Genomic DNA, 23,061 nt, shown 5'->3' on the forward strand with positions numbered 1-23,061 from the left:
CTCTGACTATGCTAACGAACTGTTAGTATTCGTTAGGGAGATAGCTGTGTTCACATTTGAGCGATCCGGCGGCTTTTCCGCCCCGCGCTTGGCGACGTTGGTGGTGATGCTGGTGCTCGCGACACCCGGTGGCGCGGCGCTGGCGGAGACCCCTGGCGGGTTGATCCAGCTGTCCCAGGCGGTCACCAATTTCAAGGCCAGCCCGGAGCAGCTACTGACCCAATATCCGAATGCGGGCGTGGAGTTGACCTCGCGGGCGCGCGATTTCGCCCTCAACGATCCGACATCGCTCGATCCGCTGATTGCGCTGCTTGCCAAGGCAAGCAAGGACCAGAAGACGGCGATCGCCGCCGGTCTCGCCCAGGCCGCGCGCATCGTGGTGCGCAGCAACCAGCCCTACGCGACGCGCATCCAGCAGGCGATTGCCGACACCAAGGATCTCGACACCGTGATGGCGTTTGCCGCAGCGTCGGGTGACAGCGGCACCGCCGCGACCGGTGCCGGCGGCGCGGGCAGCGCCGGTGCATCCGGCGGCCAGACCAGCGCGCTGGGCGCCAGCGGCGCCGGAGCTGGCACGCTCGAGGCCATCGACGGCAACAGTGTGAACACCGGCATCTTCAGCTTCACCTCGTCGGTCAGCAGTTCGGGCAGCACGACGACCGGTACGGCCACGGGCACCGGCACCACCCTCATTTCAACAGTAACTCCCTGAGCGGGCTTCCGATCGCCAATGGAGAACTCTCTGCAGCAACGCGCTTCGGTGTCGGCGGCGGGACGCTTCGCAGGATCATTGGAGGGCGCGAGGGCAGGATCCATCCTGCCGGCGCGGCGATAGGACGAGATGCTTCAGCGCAACCAGATCTCGCCGTCTGTCGATCTGAGAAATCGTCCGGCTGAACTGCCGTCGCTGGCGGAAACCTTCGACGCCTTCGTCACCTATCTGCTCCGGCAATACTGGGTCATACTCGGGACCGCCGCGCTCTGCCTGTTCGGCGGCATCTGCTATCTGATGACAGCGGCGCCGAGCTATACGGCGCTCGCCACGATGATCATCGACACGCGCAAATTCCAGGCCTTCCAGCAGCAATCGCCGGTGAGCGAGGCCCCGGTCGATTCCGCCGCAGTCGAGAGCCAGGTCGAAATCCTGAAGTCGGAGAACGTGGCGCTCGCGGTGATCCGCGACCTCAAGCTCAACGAGGATCCGGAATTCGTCGGCTCGAGGGCCGGCGCGGCGGGAGCTGTGCTGGATTTCGTGTCCGGCCTGCTCGCCGGCGGCGCGCCGCCCACCGAGTTCGACCGGACCCGGCGCGCGGTTCGCGCCTTCCAGAAGCAGCTCGACGTCCGCCGCCGCGGCATGACCTATGTGATCGAGGTCAGCTTCCGCTCGCTCGATCCGGAGCGCGCGGCGCAGATCGCCAATGCCGTCGCCGACGCCTACATCGTCGACCAGCTCGATTCCAAGTATCAGGCGACGCGCCGCGCCAGCGTCTGGCTGCAGGACCGCATCCAGGAGCTGCGCACGCAGGCATCCAACGCCGAGCGCGCGGTGCTCGACTACAAGAAGACCAACAACATCGTCACCTCCAGCGGCAAGCTGCTCAACGAGCAGCAGCTCGGCGAGCTCAACACCCAGCTGCTCCACGTGAAGTCGCAGGTCACCGACGCCAAGGCCAAGCTCGACCGCATCGAGGCAGTGGTGAAGGGGGGCGTCCCCGATGCGACGGTGGCCGATACCCTGAACAACCAGGTCATCACCAAGCTGCGCTCGCAATATCTCGAGCTGGCCAACCGCGAGGCCGACTGGTCGTCGCGCTACGGCTACAATCATTTGGCCGCCGTCAATCTGCGCAACCAGATGCGCGAGATCCAGTCGTCGATCGTGGACGAGCTGAAGCGGCTCGCCGAAAGCTACAAGAGCGACTATGCGATCGCCCTGCAGCGCCAGAACGAGATCGAGCGCGCCGTCAACGACTCGGTGTCGCAGTCGCAGTCGACCAACCAGGCGCAGGTCACGCTGCGCGAGCTCGAGAGCTCGGCGCAGACCTATCGCTCGCTCTACGACAATTTCCTGCAGCGTTACATGGAAAACGTGCAGCAGCAGTCGTTCCCGGTCAGCGAGGCGCGGGTGATCACCCGTGCCTCGCGTCCGCTCAGCAAGAGCCATCCGCAGACCTTGGTCGTGCTCGCGCTCTCGGCGCTCGGCGGTCTGATCGCCGGGCTCGGGCTCGGCGTGTTGCGCGACCTCTATGATCGGGTGTTCCGCACCGCTGAAATGGTCGAGACGATCCTCGAGGCCGACTGCGTCGCCATCGTTCCGCGCGTCTCGCCGGGCCAGATCAAGGCGCCGGTCGCAGGTCGTCCCAATCTGCCGATCGGTCCGCGCACAATCCGGCGCGGCGACGAGCCGGTGCTGTGGGCGGCGATCGATTCGCCATTCTCGCGGTTCTCGGAAGCGATCCGCTCGATCAAGGTCAATGCCGACCTCAACGTCACCAAGCCGTCAAAGATCCTCGGCCTGACCTCCGCGCTTCCCAACGAGGGCAAGTCGACGCTGGCCTTCGTGTTTGCGCAACTGGTTGCCCAGAGCGGGGCCCGCGTGCTCCTGATCGATTGCGATCTGCGCAATCCCTCGCTCAGCCGCAAGGTCGCCGCGACTGCCGAGCGCGGCATCCTCGACGTGCTGTCGAACAATGCGACATTGCAGGACACGCTGTGGCGCGATCCCGAGACCGGCCTCGCCTTCCTGCCTGGCGCCACGCGATCGCGCATCGCGCACTCGCACGACGTGCTGGCCTCCGACCAGATGAGGGATTTCATCGACGGGGCCCGCAGCCACTATGACTACGTGATCGTCGATTTCCCGCCGCTCACGCCGGTGGTCGATGTCCGCATCACCGCACACTTCGTCGATTCCTTCGTCTTCATCGTGGAATGGGGCAAGACCCAGGTGCAGGTGGTCGAGCGCGCGCTGCGCAGCGCGCGAGCGGTCAACGAGAACCTGCTCGGCGTCGTGCTCAACAAGGCCGATATTGCCGCGATGAGCCGCTATAGCGGCTATGGCGGCAAGAACTACTATTACAACTCGCACTATGGGCGATATGGCTACACCGACTGAGACGCACGGTGGGATGCCCGGGCGCGCAGCCGCCTGGCTTGCGCGCGGCCTGCTGGCCGCGGTCGCGTGCTCGTCGGTTGCCTGGGGCACGACCACCTTGCCGGACTTTGTCGACCAGACCCGGCTCGACGGCGCAAAGGACCTGATCCTTCGCAACGTACCGGTCAGCGACGCCGAGCTCGATGACCTCGGTCCGCTGCTGTCGCGCGCCGTGGCGGAAAAGGATTGCATGCCGGCCATCGATCGCAGCGCGGCGGTGATCCGGTTGCGGCGCGCCGAGAACGCGCTCGCATCCGGCGAGCAGGTCGATGCCCGGATGGGCGAACTCGACGCGGCTGTCCGCAAATCGCTCGGCTGCGCGCCGGCCGATCCCTATCTCTGGCTCGTGCTGTTCTGGCTTCGCAATACAAGGCAGGGTTTGAGCGACGCCAATTTCGACCTGCTGCGGGTGTCGTACCGGCTCGGACCGAACGAGGGCTGGATCGTGGTCAAGCGCAGCGCGATGGCGCTCGCAATGTTCGACGCGCTGCCGCCTGACCTTTCGTCCGACGTGATTGCCGAGTTCGCGCGTCTCGTGAAGACCGAACTGTACACCGAGGCGATCGATCTCCTGAAGGGACCTGGCTGGGCGCACCGTGACAAGCTGCTGGCCGGCCTCGCAGCCGTCCCGCAACCGAACGTCGACATCCTGTCCCGCACCATGTCCGACATTGGATATGATCTCGACCGCCGCTCGCCGGCGGAACGGCGCAATTGGGAGCACAAATCGAACGACCGCCTCGACGAACTTCCCCGGATGCCACCCGAAGCGAGGGCCAGGCCATGACGATGGAATTCAGCGTCGGACGACACAACGCGCATTATCAGGGCGTCTATTCGGCGCAGGAGCGCGACTGGCGCCGCGTCTGCGCGGTCGACAAGGCCGATCATATCGCCGGCTTGCTCGGCCCAGCCGCCGCGAAGGTCGGCAATGTGCTCGAGGTCGGCTGCGGCACTGGCGCCGTGCTGGCGCGGCTGTCGGCGATCGGCGTCGGCCGCGACTTCACCGGCATCGACGTGATCGATCCCGCGACCAATCTGGAGATCGACGGCGCAGCTTCAGCTCCATTCCGCTGGTCCAGCTATGACGGTGCGACGATCCCGTTCGCCGACGGATCGTTCGACCTCGTCTATGCCAGTCACGTCCTGGAACACGTGCCCGAACCGCGCGCATTGCTTTACGAGCTCGCCCGCGTCTCGCGAGACTTCATCTATGTCGAGGTGCCCTGCGAATTGCACGCACGGACCAGTCGCGGGGCGCTGCAATCGACGCTCGACATCGGCCATATCAATTTCTACACGCCCGATACGTTTCGGCTGCTGCTGGAGACCGTGGGGCTCAAGGTCAAGGACTTCGGCACCTGGGACCACAGCCTGCCGGTGCATGCTTTTCATTCGTCGCGGATGAAGGGGCTCGCGAAGAGCATCGTGCGGAAGTCGCTGTTGACGGTCAGCCCAGGGGTCGCGACCCGGCTTGCGACTTATCATTGCGGGGCGATCTGCCGGCACGACTCGGCGCCGCCACAGGACCGATAAGCCATGGCGCCGCGCGTGGTCGTCTTCAACAACATGATCACACCCTACACCAACCGGCTCTACAACGAGCTGGTTGACCGTGGGCTGGATCTCGCGGTGCTCTCCTGTACGCCGCAGGAGGCCGATCGCTCCTGGGCCGGCTCGTTCACGCCGCGCTATACCACGCGCACGGTGCCCGGCGTCTCGATTCCGCTGTCGCGGTCGCGTCACACCCATGTCAATATCGGGATCGGGCGCGCCTTGAATGCGCTCGCGCCCGACCTGCTGTTCGTCAACGGCCTGTATCCCTCGATGCTGGCCGGCGCGGCATGGGCGCGCGCCAACGGCAAGGCGCTCGCGCTCACGATCGACGGCTGGCGCGAGACGATGCCCAACACCGCCTATCATCGGCTGGCGCGGCCCTGGCTGCTGCGCCAGTGCGACGCAGTCGTATGTTGCAGCGACAAGGGCAGGGCGTATTTCCGCGGCGAGGGTGTTCGCGCCGACGATCTGTTCGTGGTGCCGCTGGTGCCGGCATGGGATCCGCCGGAGACTGCGCCGGCATTCGACGACCGTCCATTTCATCTGCTCTGGTGCGCCCGCCTCAATGACGACGCCAAGAACGCGATCTTCTTCGAGAACGTCGCGATCGCGCTTGGCCGGATCGTGCCCGCGCTGAAGGTGCGCGTGGTCGGGTCGGGCGCCGCCGAGCGGCGCATGCTGGCGCGGCTCGGCGGAGCCGGCATCGATGTCAGCCACGACCGCTATTTGCCGTGGCAGGCGATATCGGACGTCTTTCTGCAGTCGCGGCTGCTGCTGCTGCCCTCATTGCTGGAACCGTGGGGCCTGGTGTGCAACGAGGCCTTGCAGTGCGGGGCTCCCTGTCTGGTGTCGCCCCATGTCGGGGCAGGCGGCGAGTTGGTCCGTGACCGAGATAACGGCTATGTTTGCGTGCTCGATGAACGGGTTTGGGTCGACGCGGCGCGCAGCTTGCTCGAACATCCCGCGCGCTGGGAGGCGATGTCGCGGCAGGCCCGGCAGAGCGTGCGACGCGATGCGCTTGCCGACGCCGCGGCGTGTTTCACCGCCGCGGTCGATCATCTCTTGAGGGCGCCGGCCCGGCAGGAGGCCGTGCAATGATCGGCAGATGGTGGCTGCGAACCGATGTCTTTCTGCACGCCTATCTGGTGATGGTGCTCGGCTGCATCTATTTCCTGTTCAATTTCATCGAGGGCATCTCGTTCGCGGAAAGGGCCGGGGAATCGACGCTGTTCCGCGGCGCATGGCTGCTGCTCTATATCCTCTTGATGCTGCACATTGCGATCGATCGGAATCGCTTTGGCCTGCTGATGCTGCAGTCGCATCTCTATCTGACGTTCATCGCCTTCGCCCTGGTATCACTGGCGCTGAGCGCCGACCCCGCCGGCTCGTCGATCAAGTTCGCGATGTATCTGTTGACCACGATGTTCTCGGCGTGGGTCGTGATCAGTTGCCCGGTCGATCGTCTCGTCGATACGCTGTTCCGGATCGGGATCGTGGTGCTGATCGTTCACGTCCTGCTGTTTCCGGTGATCGGCTCGCAATGGGATTACGACCCGCTGCACCGGCCGACGGTGCTCGGAACCCAGGCCTATGCCGGCGTGTTCGGTCACAAGAACCTCGCGGGCGCCTTCTTCGGCCTCATGGTGCTGATCTGCTTCGTGCGCATGCTGGCAGGACCGCGGCGGCAATTCGGCTGGACGCTGCTGCTGATGGGATGTCATTTTTTCGCGCTCGCCGCAGCTGGCGCCGCAGGACCGCTGATCAGCATGTTGACGGCGCTTGCCGTAACCTTCGGGCTTCTGCTGGTGGTGCTCGGGCACAGGGGGGCTGCCTCGATCTATTGGCTCGGCCTCGCTTTTGTTGCGCTTGTCGTGTTCGCCGTGCCGAGCGACGAGTTGTATGGGCTGGTCGGCCGCAGCGGAAACCTGACCGGCCGCTCGTTCCTCTGGTCGGTCTGGCCGCACTTCTTCTGGCAGCACCCCTGGCTCGGCTACGGGTTTTCGGGATTCTTCAACGAACTGCCGAACTCGCCCGTGAACGAGCTGACGAGCATGGCGCCGTGGAATACCGAGTTCGGTTCGTTCGAGAATTCCTATCTCGACGCCTTTCTCCAGTTCGGCCTGCTCGGCGGTGCGCTCTATATGCTGCTGCTGGCGCTCGCATTGTGGAATAGCATCGTCTTCGCGTTCGAGCGGAGAGGGATGTACTGTATGGCGCCGTTCGCGATGCTGCTGTTCGTCGTGATCGCGTCGGCCAATGACTCCAGCCAGCTGCTGCACAATTATTTCGGCTGCGTGCTGGTGTTTTGGTGCTATTTCGGCCCGGAGGCCAGGCTGCAAATGGCGCCGCGGCGGACATTCAACAGGCTACGGGTGAGTGAGGCGTGAGTGCGTTGACCGACAGGCTGGACCGGGCGGCGGCTCAGACCCGGGTCGCCGGTGCCATGAGCGGATTGCTTCGCCGGCTGCGGCGTGCCGGGGGCAATGTCGCGCTTGGCCTGATCGACCAGGCGCTGCTGAGCGGGTCTGCCTTCGTGCTGACGATCGTGCTCGCCAATCTGCTCGACATCAATTCGTTCGGCAGGTTTAGCGTCGCCTGGTCATTCTCAATCCTGATCGAGGCGGTGTTTCTGCGCGGCCTGTTCGACGACGGGCTGCCGGCGACCGCGCATCGAATCCCGAAGTCGCTATGGCCGCAGCTGCGACTCGGCCTCTATCTGTCGTCACTGCTCGTCTCGGGTGCGCTCGGCCTGCTGCTGGTGAGCGCGGGCCTTGTAATCGCAGCCGTCGGCGGGGACACCGGCGGGCTCGTGATCGCAACCGGGCTTGCGATCCCGGCGGTTCGGCTGCAGAGCATGTTCCGCCGGATCTGCTATCTCGACGGCAGACTGCCGCGTGCGCTGGCGTCCTCGCTGATCTACTGCGTGGCGCTGGTCGTCTCGGCCGGGCTGATGATCGTCCTCAAGCTCGCCGGCGCCGCCGCGGCGATGGCGTGCATCGCGATCTCGGCAGCGCTCGCCGGCAGCCTGCTGCTGGCCCACACCCGCGAACTGGCCTGGCCGCAAGCCAGAATCTTCCGCGGCTCGCTGCGGCGGCTGTTTCGGAACGGGCGCTGGTTCGTCGCGACCTCGCTCACCTACTGGATCGGCAGCATCGGGCTGATCCCGGTCTGTGGCCTTCTCATCGGGCTGGACGCGAGCGCGTCGCTGCGGATCCTGCTCCTGGTGTTCGCGCCGCTCAGTCAGTTCTGCGCGACGATGTTCTCGGTTCGCCTGCCGGAAATCGCGGCCGAACTGCGCGCCGGCCGGCGCAGCGCGGTCGCCGCTGCCGCGCGCGAAAATGCCCTGCTGCTCGGGTCGATCGCGGCCGCCTATGGCACGGTGATCGTGCTGCTCGGCCAGCGCATTCTGGCGCTTGTCATCCACGGACAGAGTTACGAGATCGGCACCGGCAGCCTCGCCTTGATGGGCGCGGCGATGGCGCTCGACGCGGTGTGGCTCGGCCTCGCGCTGCCGCTGTTTGCGACCGGCAAGCCGCAGCGATTCATGCTGAGCCGGATCGCCGGCCTCGTCGCGCTGTGCTGCGTCCTGCCGTTCGCGGCGGAGGCCTGGCAGGTGATGGGCGCGGTTGCGGCGATGGTGGCCTCCAGCGCGGCGTCGGTGATCACGGTTGTGCTGACCAATTCGGCGCGGGAGCGGACATGACCGACGACGCGCGCGGCGGCTCGCTCGAAAAGCTGCATATCGGCGCCTTCAATTGCGGCATCGACGGCTGGATCAATACCGACATCACGACGCACCTGTGGATCGCGCGGATGCCGTTCGCGGCGAAAGCGCTGCATCTCGCCGGCCTGCTGAGCGATGCCCGCTATGCCGAGCACCGCCAGGGCAGGTTTGCCGGGCTGCGCCACATGAACCTGACCAGGCCGCTGCCGTTCGCGGATCGCAGCCTCTCGGCGGTGTTCAGCGCGCATGTCTTCGAGCACCTGTTTCCCGACGAGGTCGAGCGGCTGGCGCGCGAGATCGCGCGGGTGCTGGCGCCGGGTGGGGTGTGCCGGATCGTCGTCCCCGACATGGAGCGGATCGTCGCGCTCTACGATCCGGCGGCGCCGCAGGCCTTCCTCAAGGGCGTGTTCGAGATCGATCGCCGCAGGGAGGCCGCCTTCGCGCATCACTGGGGCTTTACCCGCGCCTCGCTCGCCGCGCTCTTCCGCGACGCCGGCTGTTCGGAAACCCACACCCGTGCCTATCGCGAGGGCGTCTGTCCCGACATTGACCGGCTCGACAACCGGCCGGACGAGTCGATCTTCTTCGAGGCCATCAGGTGAGCGCGACAGGAAAATCGTCGGACCGTTGCGTGAAGGATCGCGCATGCCGTGCTAGATCGAACCGACCGGTAGCAGGAGATTGACCTTGCTGGGTGCGATTCAAGCCCGATTTTCCAATGCAGCGCGCCGGCGGCGCGGCGAGTTCCTCGTTCGCACCGTGAACCTGCCGCTCGATGCGAGAATCCTCGATCTTGGCGGCGGCACCGGCCGGCACATTCGCGCGATCCTGCCACGCCATACCGACATCACGGTTTGCGACATATCGGCCGACGATTTGAAGGCCGCGCGCGAGCGCTTCGGCTTCAAGACGGTGTTGCTGCGGGAGACCGAGCGCCTGCCGTTCGACGATCAGGCGTTCGACTTCTGCTTCTGCTCGTCGGTGATCGAACATGTCACCGGGCCGAAGCAGGATGTCGTCACGATCGAGGACGGAGCGGCGTTTCAGAGCATCGCGCGCGAGCATCAGAACCGTTTTGCGGGCGAGATCTCGCGAGTCGCGAAGTCCTTCTACGTGCAAACGCCGTACCGGTACTTTCCGATCGAAAGCCATACCTGGCTGCCGGGCATCATCGTCCTGCTGCCGAGGCGGCTGCAGATCGCGCTGATCGGTATATTCAACCGCTTCTGGTTCAAGCGCACCGCGCCCGATTGGCACCTGTTCGACTGGCGCGAGATGACGGAAACCTTTCCCGACGCCAAGATCTATCGCGAACGCTATCTCGGCATGACCAAATCGCTGATGGCGATCAAGGCCTGAGGCAGCTATCCGCCTGCCATGTCAACCGTCGCGTCGGGCCAGGATGTTGATCAGCATGCCGACCATCGCCCGGCGATCGAGCGCCGGCGGGAGCGGGGAGCCGGCAAAGCTGCTCCCCAGCATTGTGAGGCCATGTTGTCGCAGCAGACCCTGCATGGCCGCCGGCGAGGTGTCGAATTTGGAGAACGCGAGATAGCGGAACAGCGGCCGCGCCGACACGCGTGAAGAGGCCGCATGCGCGAGCTTGTAGCCCCGGCGCAGCAGCGATCCGCGGTTTGGGATCGAGAGCAGCAACAGCCCGCCGGGCCTGAGCACGCGATGCATCTCGGCGAGGCACTGCGCCACGTCGGGAACATATTCCAGCACGCTCGCGCATAGCGCGCCGTCGAAGGATCGATCGGGAAACGGCAGGCTTGCGATGGTCGGGATCTGCTGAAATGTGAGCCGCGCGGCGGGCGTGCCGTCGGCGCGGCGGCCGTGTGCCGCCGCAATCATCTCCGATGATGCGTCGACGCCGGCGACGTCGCAACCGCGTGCGGCGAGCAGGCGGGACAGCGTTCCGGTGCCGCAACCCGCATCGAGCCAGCGCTGCCCATTGAGGTCCGCGTTCCCGAGCAGACCGAACATCGCGGCCGTCCGCGCCTTGAAGGTGCGGCTCTGATGCAGCGTCTCCCATCCCGACGAAATCTCGTCGTGAAAGCGGATTTCGGGTCGCTCGCGGGTCTGGCCCATGGTGGCCATGATAGTCCCTACCAGTGGAAGCCGCTCACTTTGGCGCGCACCTGCTCGGGCAATCCGATCTCTGAAAGTTCGAGCACGACCTGGTCGGGGCGCGTCGCCGTCAACGCCGCAACGAAGCGCGGATCGGCCGTCGTCAGCACGATAATGTCGGCCCACTCGATGGTTGCCGTCACGTCGTCGTTCAACAGGCCGACCAGCTCCGGATTGCGCATCAGGAATTCCCGGTTGGCGCCGATCAGTTGCGACAGCTGCACATTGGGGTCGTAGATCCGGATGTCGCGCCGCTCGCCGCGCAGGCTCTTCACCAGCCTCACGAAGGGACTGTCGCGGACGTCGTCGGTACCGGCCTTGAAGCTGATGCCGAGGAACGCGATGCGGCGGCCCTCATGCGACAGGATCCAGTCGGCGCCGCGCGACATGATCATGTCATTGCTCGGCAGGATGCTTTCGAGCACCGGCGTCGACAGTCCGCGGCTGTGCGCCAGGTGCTTCAGCGCCTTGACGTCCTTGGGCAGGCACGAGCCGCCGAAGGCAAAACCCGGCCGCAGATAGGCCGGCGAGATGTTGAGCCGCGTGTCCTGCATGAAGATGTTCATGACGTCGCGCCCGTCGATGCCGAGCGTCTTCGCGATCGTGCCGATTTCGTTGGCAAAGCTGACCTTGAGCGCATGCCAGCTGTTGTCGACATATTTCACCAGTTCCGCGGTCTCGACCGGCGGCGTGATCTTGGCGCCGGGCAGGTCCTTGTAAAGCGCCATGACGCGGTCGGCGGTTTCCTGGTTGAAGGCGCCGACCACGGTCTTGGACGGTGCGTTGAAATCCGCAATCGCGCTGCCTTCGCGCAGGAACTCCGGATTGAAGGCGAGGTCGAAGTCGCGTCCGATCCTGTTGCCGGAGGCTTCCTCGATCAGTGGCCCGACGGTGCCGCGGGTGGTGCCGGGCAGCACGGTGGAGCGGATCGTCACGGTATGCGGCGCGTTCTTGGCGCGCAGTCCGCGGCCGATCTCGATCGCGACCTGTCGGATCGCGGTCAGGTCGAGATTGCCGTTGCCGGACGAGGGCGTGCCGACGCAGACTATCGATATGTCGCTGTTGACGATCGCTTCGGTGGCGTCGGTGGTCGCGGTCAGCTGGCCGGTTGCCACCGCGCGCGCCACCTTGTCCGAGATACCCGGTTCGACGACCGGCGACCTGCCTCCGCGGATCAGGTCGACCTTCGCAACGCTCTTGTCGACGCCGATGATCTGGTGGCCGAGCTCGGTGAAGCAGGCGGCGCAGACCGTTCCGACATAGCCGAGGCCGAAAATGCTGACGTTCATGCTTCGACCTTCAACAATCCAGGACGTGCGCGTGGCCGCAGCCGCGTCGCGTTTGACGTGAGTGAGGTGGCTGCGCGTTCAAGACGATGCCCGTCCGGAGGCTGCGTTCGCGCTGGACGGTTGCGAGGTGGGCCGTTCGGCGGTTGCATGCGCGCGCGGTGCGGGGACCTTCCTGGCGAACAGCGCCTCATAGGCCGCGAGCAGCTTCGGCTCCTCATGCGTCCACGACAGCGCGCGCTCGACGCGGTTGCGGCCAAACGCCCCCATCGTCTGCCGCAATGACGGATCGTCGATCAACGTAATGATCTTGCTGGCGAAATCCGTGGGATCGTTCTTCGCAGCATAGAGCGAGGCATCGAGCGCCGAGCGCCGGCCCTCGCGAACGTCGAACTGAACGATCGGCCGTCCGAGCGCCATGTACTCCATGATCTTGTTCATGGTGGAGATGTCGTTCATCGGCGTGACGCGGTCCGGATTGACGCAGACGTCAGCGGTCGAGAGCATCGTGAACAGCGCCTCATCCGCGATGGCGCCGGTGAAGTTCACATAGTCCAAAAGCTGCATCTCCTCGCAGAGCTTGACCACCGCATTCCACTCCGGTCCGGTGCCCGCGATGTTGAACTGGATGTCGGTGCGGCCGAGATCGTGCACGATGTGGTCGATCGACTGCAGCAGAAGATCGATGCCTTCCGACTGGCCGATCACGCCGACATAGCCGACGCTGTGGCGCCGGCCACGGCGCCAGGCCGCATCGGCCGGCCGCGAGCGCACCCGGTCGAGATTGGGGCCGGATCGCACCACGAAGACGCGGTTGGCGGGCATGCCGCCGCGCGCGATCGCGATCTCGCGATAGGATTCGTTGGTTGCGATCGAGATGCTCGCCGTCTTGAAGGTGAGATATTCGACCAGCCGCAGCAGATGCCAGAACATGTCCCTGCGGCCGAATTTTGCTTCGTAGAGCTCGGGATTGACGTCGTGATGATCGAACACGAAGCGCTTGCCGCCGAGCTTGAACAACAGGCCGATCAGGAAGATCAGGTCGGGCGGATTGCAGCCCTGGATCACGTCGAAGCCGTGCTTCCACGCGACCTTGATCGCGAGCAGCGTTTCCCAGAACAGTGCGACCGGATATTCGATCAGGTAGGCGGCGATCCCGCGCGCCTCCACCGGCATCGGATGACGGTAAATGTGAATGCCCTCGAGACACTCGTAGGATTCGTCATGGCCGCGGCCCTTCGGGCAGATCACCGAAACTTCATAGCCTGCCTTGCGCAGCGACGTTGCTTCGCACCACACCCTGCGATCGAAAGGAACCGGAAGGTTCTCGACGATGATCAGGATCCGCCGCGGTGATGGTTCAGCTCTCGACATCTGCGATGATCTATACCATTGACCTAACAACATCACAATCCGACTAACATCGGCATTAACATGCGCGGCTTCCACTATGCAATCCCGGCACGGATGTGACGGCGACGAGACAGGGACATGGCAGGCAGAGTGAGGGATTGGGGCCAAAGGGCATTGATTGCGCTGGTTTTGAGCGCGCTGCTGCCGCTGGCCTACAAATGGCCGCTGCAGTGGAATGGTTCGACGTCAAGCGATGCGCTGAGTGCGAGCCGCGTGAATGCGGTGATCCCGCCGACGCTGTTCGGCATGACGATCAACGCAATCGGGCAGTCACAACCATGGCCCGAGCTCAAATTCGACGGCGTTCGGCTGTGGGGCGCGATCTACTGGGCGCAGGTCAATCCGGCGCCCGGCATCTACAATTGGGCGCGCTTCGACGCCATCCTTGCCGCGGCGGAGCGCGAGCACGTCGAGATCGTTCTCAATCTCGCCTACACGCCGCGATGGGCCGCGTCGGTGAAGGATGCGCCGCCGGCGTTCACGCCGGGCGCAAGCTCGCCGCCTGCCGATCTCGCGGCATGGGATGACTGGGTGCGTGCGGCCGTCACGCGTGCCGCCGGCCGCATCAAATACTGGGAAATCTGGAACGAGCCCGAGGATCCCAAATATTACTCGGGCGATATCGCGACCATGGTCCAGCTGCAAAAGCGGGCCTACGAGATCATTAAAGCCAGCGATCCCACGCTGACCGTGCTGACGCCGCCGTCAAATGGCACGCCGGACGGGTATCGCTGGCAAGAGGCCTTCATGGCGCAAGGTGGCGGACAATATGCCGATGTGTTCGCCTTCCACGGCTACACGAGCGAACCCGAAGCGGTGCTCGGAATCATTGCGCGCTTCAAGAAAATCCTCGCCGCGCACGATCTGTCCGCGAGACCAATCTGGGACACCGAGGCCGGCTGGTCGTCCTATGAGGACAATCCGGACGGGTGTCTGGCGCGCGCCTACATCCTGAAATGGATCAGCGGTGTCGACCGGTTCTATTGGTACGAGTTTGCCGGAGGCGGCAGCGACTTCGGAAAATTATGGGACCCGGCGCGCGGGCTGCTTCCGAGCGGAGTTGCCTACCGCACGATCCAGTCCTGGTTGGTCGGTGCAAGCGTCGTGGCTGCGGGCAGGACGTCGCCGTCGATCTGGCGCGTCGAGCTTCGCATGCCGGATGGCCGCAACGGTCTGATCCTCTGGACCACCAAGGGCCGGTCCGTTGATCGGGTCGACCCGCATTTTAGCCGTTACCAGGGCCTCGACGGCGGCGAAGGACCTGTCGCCAACGGCGAGGTCGAGATCTCGCCAAAACCGGTTCTGTTGCTGGAATGATAACAATGTTAAGTCCCGGCAAACGAGATAATTATGGCGATGTTTCCTGGCTTCATTGCGGGCGGCGGGCGCGATACAAGGAGCGCTGTTAACTTGAGGCGATTGACCGACCGTGAAGCAGATCGCGCAGAACTATAAGAGCGGCGAGCTCAAGCTGATCGATGTGCCGGCGCCGCGCTGCCGCCCCGGCGGGGTTTTGGTGCGCACGGCATTCTCCGCGGTGTCGACCGGCACCGAGATGATGAAGTTCACCGAAGGCCGCCTGTCGCTGCTCGGCAAGGCGCGCGCGCGACCCGACCAGGTTGCCAAGGTGGTCGGCTCGGTTCGTCAGCAGGGGTTGCTCGCGACCTATCAGAAGGTGATGAACCGCCTCGATTCCTACACGCCGCTCGGCTACTCGCTGTCGGGTACCGTCGTGGAGGTCGGCGAGGGCGTCGGCGGCTTCTCGGTCGGACAGCGCGTCTGCTGCGGCGGCAATCAATATGCAACCCACGCTGAATATAATTGGGTGCCGGTGAACCTTTGCGTGCCGCTGCCGGACAGCGCTGCGCTGGACCAGGCCGCATTCACCACGATCGCCTCGATCGCGCTGCAGGCGATGCGCCAGTCGGAGATCCGTTTCGGCGAGACCGCCTGCGTGATCGGCCTTGGCCTGATCGGGCAGATCATGGTGCGGCTGCTGCGCAGCGCCGGTGTCGTGGTCGCCGGGCTCGACAGGGTGGAGGCGCGCTGCCGCCACGCGGAGGCTGCGGGCGCCGCGGTCTGTGCCGTCGCATCGGATGATGCCGCGGCCGGATTTCGTGCCCGGATCGACCAGCTGACCGCAGGTAACGGTGTCGATTGCGTGTTCATCACCGCAGGCAGCGACGATCCCGATCTCGCATCGCGTTCGGCGGCACTGCTGCGCGACCGCGGACGCATTGTCGATATCGGCAAATGCACGCTGAACCTGCCGTGGAACGAATTCTACGACAAGGAGCTCGACGTGCGCTTCTCGCGCTCCTACGGCCCCGGCCGCTACGATCCGCTCTATGAGGAGGGCGGCATCGATTATCCGATCGGTCATGTGCGCTGGACCGAGAAGCGCAATATGGAAGCGATCGTCGCGCTGCTCGCCGACGGGCGGCTCGATTTCTCCTCGCTGATTTCCGAAATGGTGCCGCTGGAGCAGGCGACGTCGGCGTTCGAGCGCATGAGCCGAGGCGAGGTCGGTCTCGGCATGGTGTTCGCCTATCCGGACGCCGCTCCCCGCGCGATGCAGATGATCTATCGTCCGGCGGTTGCCCTGCGCAGCGGCCGGGTGCGGTTCGGCGTCATCGGCGCCGGCAATTATGCCTCCAGCATGCTGTTGCCGCAGCTTGCGAGTAACCAGCGCGTCGATCTCGTCGAGGTCGCCACCAATACCGGCCTGAGCGGCGCCACTGCGGTCCGCAAGTTCGGCTTCGCGCGTGCCTCGACGGATGCGGCCTCGGTGCTCGGCGCCGACGACATCGATGCCGTGCTGATCGCAACGCGCCATGCCTCCCATACCGACCTCGCGACGCAGGCGCTGCGCGCCGGCAAGGCGGTGTTTGTCGAAAAGCCCTTGGCGATCGATACAGACTCGCTCGATCAATTGGAGCAGGTGATCCGGGAAACCGGCAACAACCGGCTGATGGTCGGCTTCAACCGCCGCTTTTCGCCGCTGCTGCAGGGCATGCGCGCGGCGTTCGCGCCGGCAGGACCGCAGACCCTGCAATATCGCGTCATCGCCGGGCCGCTGGAGAAATCATCCTGGTATCTGCAGGCCGAGAGCGAAGGCAGCCGCTTCGTTGGCGAGGGTGGCCATTTCATCGACGTGTTGTGCTGGTGGCTCGGCGCCGGGCCGGTGCGTGTCTCGGCGAGCACGGCGGGCAAGGACGTCGACAATCTCGTCGCCACCTTCGATTTTGCCGACGGTTCGGTCGCGAGCCTCAGCTATCTCACCGGCGGCGATCCGCGGGTGCCGAAGGAAGCGCTCGAGATATCGGCAAGCACGGGTTTTGCCGCCTTCGACAATTTCTCGGGCTTCGAGGTCTGGCACGCCGGACAGCGCACGGCCAAGACAGCGCGGCTCGACAAGGGCCAGCGGCCGATGCTGGATGCCTTCGTCGCGGCGGTCGCATCGGGAGCTGCGATGCCGATTGCGCTCGACTCGCTGCTGGCGACCACGCGCGCGACGCTTGCCGTGCAGGAAAGTGCGGCCGCCGGGATGCCGATCGATCTGACGGCCGGCGCAGGGGAGCAGGGCGTCGCGCGCGCCTCGACTGCGTTGAGATGAATCCGGCCTGGTATCTGCGCAGGCTGCAGCGCATGGAGCCGTCCGAGCTTGCGGGACGGGTGAACGATCAGGTGCTGCATCTGCTCTGGCGGATCACTCCGCCCGATATCGCACGGCGCGCCAGCGCCAGGCTCGCCCCCGGCCCGCGGCAGCCGCGCCTGAAGCCGCTGCCATTGCCCGCCCACGCCCCGAGACAGGCCGCCGAACGGTTGATGCAGAGCGCCGACCGGATTCTCGCCGGGCACTGGCGGATTTTTTCCAGGGATCATGGGGCCCTCGGCGAACGGCCCGACTGGTTCGTCGATATCAGAAGCGGCAAGCGGGCGCCGGCCGATGTGCACGCGTTCGCGGTTCCCTATCGTGACGAAACCGCGGTCGGAAACATCAAATACATCTGGGAGCCGTCGCGTCACCACCATCTCACGGTGCTCGCGGCCGCGTATTACCTGACCTCCGACGAGCGCTACGCCAGGCGCGCGGCCGAGCATCTGGTGAGCTGGTGGCGCGAAAATCCGTTCCCGCGCGGCCCGCACTGGATCAGCGGCATCGAGCTTGGCGTGCGGCTGATCTCGTGGGCATGGGTACGCCAGCTGCTGCAGAACTGGCCCGAGGCTGCTGCGCTGTTCGAAAACAACGATCTGTTCCTGACGCAGCTCTATGCGCATCAATACTGGCTGTCGCAGTTCCCAAGCCGTGGCTCCTCGGCCAACAACCACCTCATCGCGGAGGCTGCCGGGCTGTTCGTGGCGGCTTGCGTGTTTCCGTTCTTCCAGGACAGTGCGCGATGGCGTGAGCAATCGGCCGGCACGCTGGCACACGAAGCCGTTGCGCAGACGCTTGCCTGCGGCAGCAACCGCGAGCTCGCGACCGACTATCATGGCTTTGTTCTCGAACTGCTGCTGGCGGCGGCAGTGCAGGGTGAAGCATCGGGACATCCGCTTGGCGATGCGGTCTGGACCACGATGTGCCGCATGAGCGACATCATTGCCGCAATGTTGGACGATCGCGGTCATCCGCCGCGGCAGGGCGACGGCGACGACGGCATCGGCCTGCTGCTCGACGATCACGCCGGCAATCGCTGGCTCGGCTTGCTTGCTAGCGGCGCGCGCCTGTTCGGCGATCTGCCATGGTGGCCCACATCGCCGGAGCCCGATCTGCGTAGCTTTGTGCTCACCGACGGCATCGAGGCGCGCGCGATCGCCGGGCGGCCCGAGCGCCGCCCGCATCTGCTTGAAGGGGCGGGACAGACCTTTCTGATCGATGCCGACAAGGGCGTGTGGTGCCGTTGCGACCACGGCCCGCATGGCTTCGGCCGCATTGCCGCCCACGCCCATGCGGACGCGCTGTCGCTCGAATGCAGGATCGGCGGGGTCGAGATCTTCGCCGACCCCGGCACCTATTGCTACCATGGCGATCCGCGATGGCGGGCCTACTTCCGCTCCACGCTGGCGCACAACACGCTCTGCCTGTTCGCGCGCGACCAGTCGGTGTCGGGCGGTCCGTTTCTCTGGACACGGCATGCGCAGAGCCGGCTTGTCGCAGCAAGCGGCCTGGACGATCGCGATGCGGATGCGAGCTGGGTCGCGGAGCATTCGGGATATCGGGACGAAGCAGGTGTCGTGCATCGCCGCTCGGTGCAATTGCAGCGTCAGGCGGCACGGCTCGTCGTCACCGATACCGTGCTTGCCGATGAAGGGCTTGCGGTGCCGGCGAGCCTCAGCTGGCATATTGGTCCCGACGTCGAATGCAGGCTCGAAGGGCATAGGGCGCAGCTCGCATGGCCTGGTGGGCGCGGCGAGCTCGATCTGCCGGCGGCACTCAGCTGGATGCCGTATCGGGGTGACGAGACCATGCCGGCCGGCTGGTATTCGCCGTCCTTCGATCTCAAGGTGCCGGCGACGACGCTGATCGGCTCCGGTACGCTCGCCGGCGGCCAAAGCCTGATGACCGAGCTGCGCTGGTTCTCAGACCCGGCCCGATCATGAAGATCCTGGTCGCTCACAACAGGTACCAGGGACGCGGCGGCGAGGACGTCGTGTTTGAAGCGGAAGTCGACCTGCTGCGCGCCGCAGGACACGGCGTTGAAACGCTCACGGTCAGCAACGCGGCGATCAATTCGCTCCCCGCGCGCATCGCGACCACGCTGTCGATCGCCGATAATGCGGAGGGAAAGCGGGTCGTGGCGGAGGCGATCGACCGCTTTCGCCCCGACGTCGTCCACGTCCACAATTTTTTCCCGCTGCTGTCGCCCGCGGTGTTCGATCTCTGCCGGCAAAAGCGCGTACCCGCGGTGGTGACGCTGCACAATTATCGCACCATCTGCACCGGCGGCATGCTGCTGCGCGACGGCCGCATCTGCCACAAGTGCCTGGACCGTGGCCATCTCTGGGGCGTCGTGCACCGCTGCTACCGCGGATCGCTTCCGGGCTCGATGGCTTCGGCCTACATGATCGCGCAGCACCAGCGCTGCGGCACCTGGACGCGTCCCGGGCTGCGCCTGATCGCGCTGACGCAGTTTGCCAAGACCCTGTTCACGCAGGCCGGCTTCGACGCCGACCGGATCGACGTGAAGCCGAACTTCATGGCCGATCCGGGGGCGCCCGATCCGGCGGCGCCGCGCAGCGGGCTGCTTTACGTTGGACGGCTGAGCCGCGAGAAGGGCGTCGGCGTGCTGCTCGAGGCCGTTGCCGGGACCGGCATGCCCTTGCGCGTCGTGGGCGAGGGGCCTGAGCGCGTCGCGCTCGAGGCTCGGGCGCCCGGCAATGTCGCGTTCCTTGGCGGGCTCTCGCGCGGTGAGGTGCTTCGGGAAATGGCGAATGCCCAGGCATTGGTGGTGCCGTCGCTATGGTACGAGGGATTTCCGATGGTCGTGGTCGAAGCCTTCGCGCGAGGCACGCCGGTGATCGCGTCCGAGATCGGCGGACTTGCCGAGGCGGTGACCGCGGGCAAGACCGGCGCGCTGGTGCCGCCGGGCGACGCGGCCGCGCTCCGAGAGCGGATCGGTGAAGTTCTCGGGGCCGCCGAACTGACCGCCGCATGGGGACGGGCCGCGCGAGCCGCCTATCTCGAACGCTACGCGCCGGATAAGAACCGCCGGCTGCTCGAGGCCATCTACGCGCGCGCCGCCGGTGGATGATCGCCGCTGGCTGGCGCGCGGCACGCGATCGGGCCTCGTCTCCGTCGGTCCATGCCGGCATCGCTAACATATTGCGGCAAATTTTGTGTTAATTTGTTACATTGCGGTGTCCGGTCGGCGTCGCGCCAGGTTTTGATCGCGCGGTCGAATGACGCTGATTCTGCGGGTGATTCCATGGATCTCGCTGGATCGAGCCCGCAAACTGCGGCCAGGCGGCGTTATAACACTGGCCGGTGGGGCGCCGGCTGCGAAGTTTGACGCTTTTTTGCAAAACGTCTCACGCGATGCAGAAATATTTTTTTCAGATCAGAAAATCCCGTCGAAGCGCTCACAGCGTCAGTGAAATTCAGCGCGCCCGCGATATCCTGGGCTCCCGTGAAACCCCGTATAATCACTACCCTTTTTTGCGCCGCGGCTAACATTGGCGATTGGCCTGCGCTGAATGTTATAGCACATCCGAAGCGGCGCTAAGTCTCACATAAACCTCGTGGAACCCAGTGTTAACAGCACATTGCTGATTGACACTCCGACTTGGTGGACTTAACAATGGACTTAACAAGTTCGTAACCTGGGTCCACATTTGGGTTGCATCGCAACAAACCAGTTGTGAATCAACAGCTTAAGTGTGGGCGAGCGGCTTGAATCCTCGTATCCCAAGCAGGGGCTACATCGATGGCGACTTACAATCTAGACCAGACGGACCTCAAAGCGGCGATCAACTCCACGATCGATCACTCGACCCAGCAACAGATTCTTGACTATCTGATCAACGCGGGGATCGGATACACCAGCCCGGATAACGGCGCGACGATTCCGGTGCAGGAGGGATCTGGGATCACCAACCCGGATCCGAACGCCAATGTTCTGATCGAAACCAACCCCATTAACACTGTCAACACCGACGCCAACCTGAAGGCGATCATCGAGGCGACCAATCAGGACGTCACGCTGACGGTGAACGGCAGCACTCCGGTGCTGGTCGCGACCGGCGACGGTAACGATCAGGTGTTCGTCAACAATACCGGCGACACGACGGTTCTCACCGGCTCCGGCAACGACACGATCTTCGGCGGTGCCGGTCACGACTCGATCAATGCGGGCTCCGGCAATGACGTGCTGGTCGACAACGCCTCCGGTCACAGCACGCTGGATGGCGGCAGGGGCAACGATCTGCTGTTCGGCTCCGGTGCCGACACCCTGAACGGTGGCGCCGGCAACGACACGATTTACGGCGGCAGCTCGTCGCAGCTGAGCGGCGGCAACGGCAACGACGTGCTGGCTTCCGGCAGCACCGCCGGCAATTCGAGCACGCTGGATGGCGGCAAGGGCAACGATGCGCTGTACGCTGGCGCGGGCAACGACAGCCTGGACGGCGGCGCCGGCAACGACTCGCTGTATGGCGGTTCCGGTGTCGACACGCTGTATGGCGGCAACGGCAACGATCTCCTTGTCGGCGGTGCTCAGACTGCTTCCGAGGTCGGCGGCAACGGCAAGGACGTGCTCTACTCGGGCAGCGATGCGTCGCACGCGACCTCGCTCGATGGCGGCAACGGCAACGACTCGCTCTATGGCGGTGCCGGCAACGACACGCTGTATGGCGGTTCCGGCAACGATACGCTGGTCGCCGGCTCCGGCACGCAGACGCTGATCGGCGGCGACGGCAAGGACTCGTTCGTCGGCTCCGAGACCGGTACGGCCTCGATGGTTGGCGGCTCCGGTCAGGACTACTTCTACCTCAACAACGCCACCAGCAGCGACACCATCGATGGCGGTGGCGGCAACAAGGACTCCCTGACCTTCCTGGATCACGCTTCGACCGACGTGAGCGACATCAGCTCTGGATCGAACGGTTCTCTGGACATCACCTTCAGCAATGGTCAGGTGACCCAGATCAGCAACATCGAATACCTGATCTTCAACGATGGTAACTCGACCAAGCTGTAAGATCCTAGGTCTGCACTAAGCGAAGGCGCCGCCCCAACCGAGGTTGAGGCGGCGCTTTTTTCTTTGATCGCCGGCATGACCCGTCAGGAATGGGTGATTGAATGATCGAATACGCGGCCGTTCATGATCGTGACACACACGCGATGAGTTCGGCTCGCATCAGTGGAAGCGCGTGCGCACATCCCGATTGGAACTTTGTCGACCGATCCGCGTCGGATGCATCAAATCAATCACAAGTTCCGCCTCGGGCGTTTCCGCCAACGGATGTTAGAAGTTAGTCCGTCACATTCGGACCACGTAGCTTTTGTAAAGCGTGCCGCTCGCTTGACACGACGGAGCTGTGGCCGATGGCTATCCGCGGCCCTGGCGCCTTTGGTCAAGACGAACGATCGCTGCAGAACTCAGCCGCTTAACGAACCCGCGGAGCTCTCGAATTGGCCAAGAAAAAAATGCTGAATGCCGGCGCTGGATCGACGGTTACCAAGCGCATCCAGCCGCTCCTGACATCGCATGAATGGGACGAGATTCGATTAGACGTCGACAGCGGCGTGAACCCCGACGTCGTCGGCTCGATCACCGATCTTTCTCGATTGTTCCCGGTGGCCTCGTTCGATGCGATCTGGTGTTCTCATGTCATGGAGCATCTCTATGCCCATGAGGTTCATCCCACATTCGTCCAGTTCCGCGAAGTGCTCAAACCGGATGGCTTCGCACTGATCATGTCTCCCGACCTCGAGGCGGTCGCTCAGCACATGCTGACGCGCGGCCTCGGTGCGATCGCGTACGTCTCGCCGGCAGGTCCGATCCGGCCATTGGACATGATCTACGGGCATTCCGGCGCGATCGAGCAGGGGCGCCACCACATGGCGCACAAGACCGGCTTTTCGACCGAGCGGATGGGGAACCTGCTGCTCAGCGCCGGTTTCCCGACGGTGTCGGTTCGGAGCGGGAATTTCGAGATCTGCGCATTGGCGCTCATGCCGGAGGCCAGGGACGAGCGGATCAGGCCACAGCTGGAGGCCTGCGGATTCGACTTCCAGGAGACGGTGACCGCCGACTCGTGATTTGTCGATGTTAAACAATGTTATAAGGTTCCCTGGT

General features: G+C 64.7%; 19 protein-coding genes. 16 read left to right on the forward strand and 3 right to left on the reverse strand.

What is annotated here, in order from left to right; all coding sequences use genetic code 11:
- Positions 1-46: 46 nt before the first annotated feature.
- The 9 genes from IF803_RS00425 (at position 47) to IF803_RS00465 (ending at position 9,794) form a co-directional block, all read left to right on the forward strand.
- A complete protein-coding gene (locus IF803_RS00425) occupies positions 47-712 on the forward strand; it encodes a hypothetical protein (RefSeq protein WP_245288966.1) in 666 nt (221 codons plus the stop codon).
- A 129-nt stretch (positions 713-841) separates the two neighbouring features.
- Positions 842-3,115 carry a polysaccharide biosynthesis tyrosine autokinase gene (locus tag IF803_RS00430; protein ID WP_304499424.1) on the forward strand — a complete coding sequence of 758 codons (2,274 nt, stop codon included), beginning with the start codon at positions 842-844 and terminating at the stop codon, positions 3,113-3,115.
- Positions 3,116-3,128: 13 nt separating this feature from the next.
- The gene (locus IF803_RS00435; RefSeq protein WP_461190902.1) at positions 3,129-3,941 is read left to right on the forward strand and encodes a hypothetical protein; all 813 of its coding nucleotides are present in this window, start codon (positions 3,129-3,131) and stop codon (positions 3,939-3,941) included.
- Positions 3,938-4,690, forward strand: coding sequence for a class I SAM-dependent methyltransferase (locus IF803_RS00440; protein ID WP_461190903.1), 753 nt, complete (start codon positions 3,938-3,940; stop codon positions 4,688-4,690). Before IF803_RS00435 ends, IF803_RS00440 begins: the two co-directional genes overlap by 4 nt.
- A 3-nt stretch (positions 4,691-4,693) precedes the next feature.
- Entirely contained in the window at positions 4,694-5,809 is a 1,116-nt protein-coding gene (locus IF803_RS00445) for a glycosyltransferase family 4 protein (RefSeq protein ID WP_461190904.1), read from the forward strand.
- Complete coding sequence (locus IF803_RS00450; protein WP_028345307.1) at positions 5,806-7,098, forward strand: O-antigen ligase family protein; 1,293 nt, start codon at positions 5,806-5,808, stop codon at positions 7,096-7,098. The genes IF803_RS00445 and IF803_RS00450 overlap by 4 nt, the downstream gene beginning before the upstream one ends.
- Positions 7,095-8,414: an MATE family efflux transporter gene (locus IF803_RS00455; protein ID WP_461190905.1), complete on the forward strand. Its 1,320-nt coding sequence runs from the start codon at positions 7,095-7,097 to the stop codon at positions 8,412-8,414. Before IF803_RS00450 ends, IF803_RS00455 begins: the two co-directional genes overlap by 4 nt.
- Positions 8,411-9,037, forward strand: a complete 627-nt coding sequence (locus IF803_RS00460; protein WP_461190906.1) for a class I SAM-dependent methyltransferase — start codon at positions 8,411-8,413, stop codon at positions 9,035-9,037. The genes IF803_RS00455 and IF803_RS00460 overlap by 4 nt, the downstream gene beginning before the upstream one ends.
- A gap of 85 nt (positions 9,038-9,122) precedes the next feature.
- Positions 9,123-9,794 carry a class I SAM-dependent methyltransferase gene (locus IF803_RS00465; RefSeq protein ID WP_461190907.1) on the forward strand — a complete coding sequence of 224 codons (672 nt, stop codon included), beginning with the start codon at positions 9,123-9,125 and terminating at the stop codon, positions 9,792-9,794.
- Between the two features lie 21 nt (positions 9,795-9,815).
- On the opposite strand, the gene IF803_RS00470 is transcribed toward IF803_RS00465, so the two are convergent.
- The 3 genes from IF803_RS00470 to IF803_RS00480 all read right to left on the reverse strand — a co-directional run bounded on the left by IF803_RS00470 (position 9,816) and on the right by IF803_RS00480 (position 13,225).
- A complete protein-coding gene (locus IF803_RS00470) occupies positions 9,816-10,535 on the reverse strand; it encodes a class I SAM-dependent methyltransferase (RefSeq protein ID WP_461190908.1) in 720 nt (239 codons plus the stop codon).
- Between the two features lie 8 nt (positions 10,536-10,543).
- Entirely contained in the window at positions 10,544-11,854 is a 1,311-nt protein-coding gene (locus tag IF803_RS00475) for a nucleotide sugar dehydrogenase (protein WP_461190909.1), read from the reverse strand.
- Between the two features lie 78 nt (positions 11,855-11,932).
- Positions 11,933-13,225: a glycosyltransferase family 4 protein gene (locus tag IF803_RS00480; protein WP_461190910.1), complete on the reverse strand. Its 1,293-nt coding sequence runs from the start codon at positions 13,223-13,225 to the stop codon at positions 11,933-11,935.
- 117 nt (positions 13,226-13,342) lie between these two features.
- Between IF803_RS00480 and IF803_RS00485 the strand changes: the two genes are divergently transcribed.
- The 7 genes from IF803_RS00485 to IF803_RS00515 all read left to right on the forward strand — a co-directional run bounded on the left by IF803_RS00485 (position 13,343) and on the right by IF803_RS00515 (position 23,024).
- On the forward strand, positions 13,343-14,581 hold the full coding sequence (locus IF803_RS00485) for a glycosyl hydrolase (RefSeq protein ID WP_461190911.1): 1,239 nt from the start codon (positions 13,343-13,345) through the stop codon (positions 14,579-14,581).
- A 112-nt stretch (positions 14,582-14,693) separates the two neighbouring features.
- Positions 14,694-16,880, forward strand: coding sequence for a bi-domain-containing oxidoreductase (locus IF803_RS00490; protein ID WP_461190912.1), 2,187 nt, complete (start codon positions 14,694-14,696; stop codon positions 16,878-16,880).
- On the forward strand, positions 16,877-18,865 hold the full coding sequence (locus IF803_RS00495; RefSeq protein ID WP_461190913.1) for a heparinase II/III family protein: 1,989 nt from the start codon (positions 16,877-16,879) through the stop codon (positions 18,863-18,865). Before IF803_RS00490 ends, IF803_RS00495 begins: the two co-directional genes overlap by 4 nt.
- Complete coding sequence (locus IF803_RS00500; RefSeq protein ID WP_461190914.1) at positions 18,862-20,016, forward strand: glycosyltransferase; 1,155 nt, start codon at positions 18,862-18,864, stop codon at positions 20,014-20,016. The genes IF803_RS00495 and IF803_RS00500 overlap by 4 nt, the downstream gene beginning before the upstream one ends.
- 148 nt (positions 20,017-20,164) lie before the next feature.
- Positions 20,165-20,359, forward strand: a complete 195-nt coding sequence (locus tag IF803_RS00505; protein WP_461190915.1) for a hypothetical protein — start codon at positions 20,165-20,167, stop codon at positions 20,357-20,359.
- Between the two features lie 329 nt (positions 20,360-20,688).
- Positions 20,689-21,960: a calcium-binding protein gene (locus IF803_RS00510; protein ID WP_461190916.1), complete on the forward strand. Its 1,272-nt coding sequence runs from the start codon at positions 20,689-20,691 to the stop codon at positions 21,958-21,960.
- A gap of 449 nt (positions 21,961-22,409) precedes the next feature.
- Positions 22,410-23,024 (forward strand): class I SAM-dependent methyltransferase, encoded by a 615-nt coding sequence (locus tag IF803_RS00515; protein ID WP_038387948.1) that lies wholly within the window; start codon positions 22,410-22,412, stop codon positions 23,022-23,024.
- Positions 23,025-23,061 lie beyond the last annotated feature (37 nt).

It is taken from the genome of Bradyrhizobium sp. UFLA06-06, assembly GCF_054820065.1.

What these genes read in the sequence shown, in the direction of transcription:
- IF803_RS00430 (WP_304499424.1), top strand. Translation starts at nt 842, where the DNA reads ATGCTTCAGCGCAACCAGATCTCGCCGTCTGTCGATCTGAGAAATCGT.
- IF803_RS00435 (WP_461190902.1), top strand. Translation starts at nt 3,129, where the DNA reads ATGCCCGGGCGCGCAGCCGCCTGGCTTGCGCGCGGCCTGCTGGCCGCG.
- IF803_RS00440 (WP_461190903.1), top strand. Translation starts at nt 3,938, where the DNA reads ATGACGATGGAATTCAGCGTCGGACGACACAACGCGCATTATCAGGGC.
- IF803_RS00445 (WP_461190904.1), top strand. Translation starts at nt 4,694, where the DNA reads ATGGCGCCGCGCGTGGTCGTCTTCAACAACATGATCACACCCTACACC.
- IF803_RS00450 (WP_028345307.1), top strand. Translation starts at nt 5,806, where the DNA reads ATGATCGGCAGATGGTGGCTGCGAACCGATGTCTTTCTGCACGCCTAT.
- IF803_RS00460 (WP_461190906.1), top strand. Translation starts at nt 8,411, where the DNA reads ATGACCGACGACGCGCGCGGCGGCTCGCTCGAAAAGCTGCATATCGGC.
- IF803_RS00470 (WP_461190908.1), bottom strand. Translation starts at nt 10,535, where the DNA reads ATGGCCACCATGGGCCAGACCCGCGAGCGACCCGAAATCCGCTTTCAC.
- IF803_RS00475 (WP_461190909.1), bottom strand. Translation starts at nt 11,854, where the DNA reads ATGAACGTCAGCATTTTCGGCCTCGGCTATGTCGGAACGGTCTGCGCC.
- IF803_RS00480 (WP_461190910.1), bottom strand. Translation starts at nt 13,225, where the DNA reads ATGTCGAGAGCTGAACCATCACCGCGGCGGATCCTGATCATCGTCGAG.
- IF803_RS00485 (WP_461190911.1), top strand. Translation starts at nt 13,343, where the DNA reads ATGGCAGGCAGAGTGAGGGATTGGGGCCAAAGGGCATTGATTGCGCTG.
- IF803_RS00495 (WP_461190913.1), top strand. Translation starts at nt 16,877, where the DNA reads ATGAATCCGGCCTGGTATCTGCGCAGGCTGCAGCGCATGGAGCCGTCC.
- IF803_RS00500 (WP_461190914.1), top strand. Translation starts at nt 18,862, where the DNA reads ATGAAGATCCTGGTCGCTCACAACAGGTACCAGGGACGCGGCGGCGAG.
- IF803_RS00505 (WP_461190915.1), top strand. Translation starts at nt 20,165, where the DNA reads ATGACGCTGATTCTGCGGGTGATTCCATGGATCTCGCTGGATCGAGCC.
- IF803_RS00510 (WP_461190916.1), top strand. Translation starts at nt 20,689, where the DNA reads ATGGCGACTTACAATCTAGACCAGACGGACCTCAAAGCGGCGATCAAC.
- IF803_RS00515 (WP_038387948.1), top strand. Translation starts at nt 22,410, where the DNA reads ATGCTGAATGCCGGCGCTGGATCGACGGTTACCAAGCGCATCCAGCCG.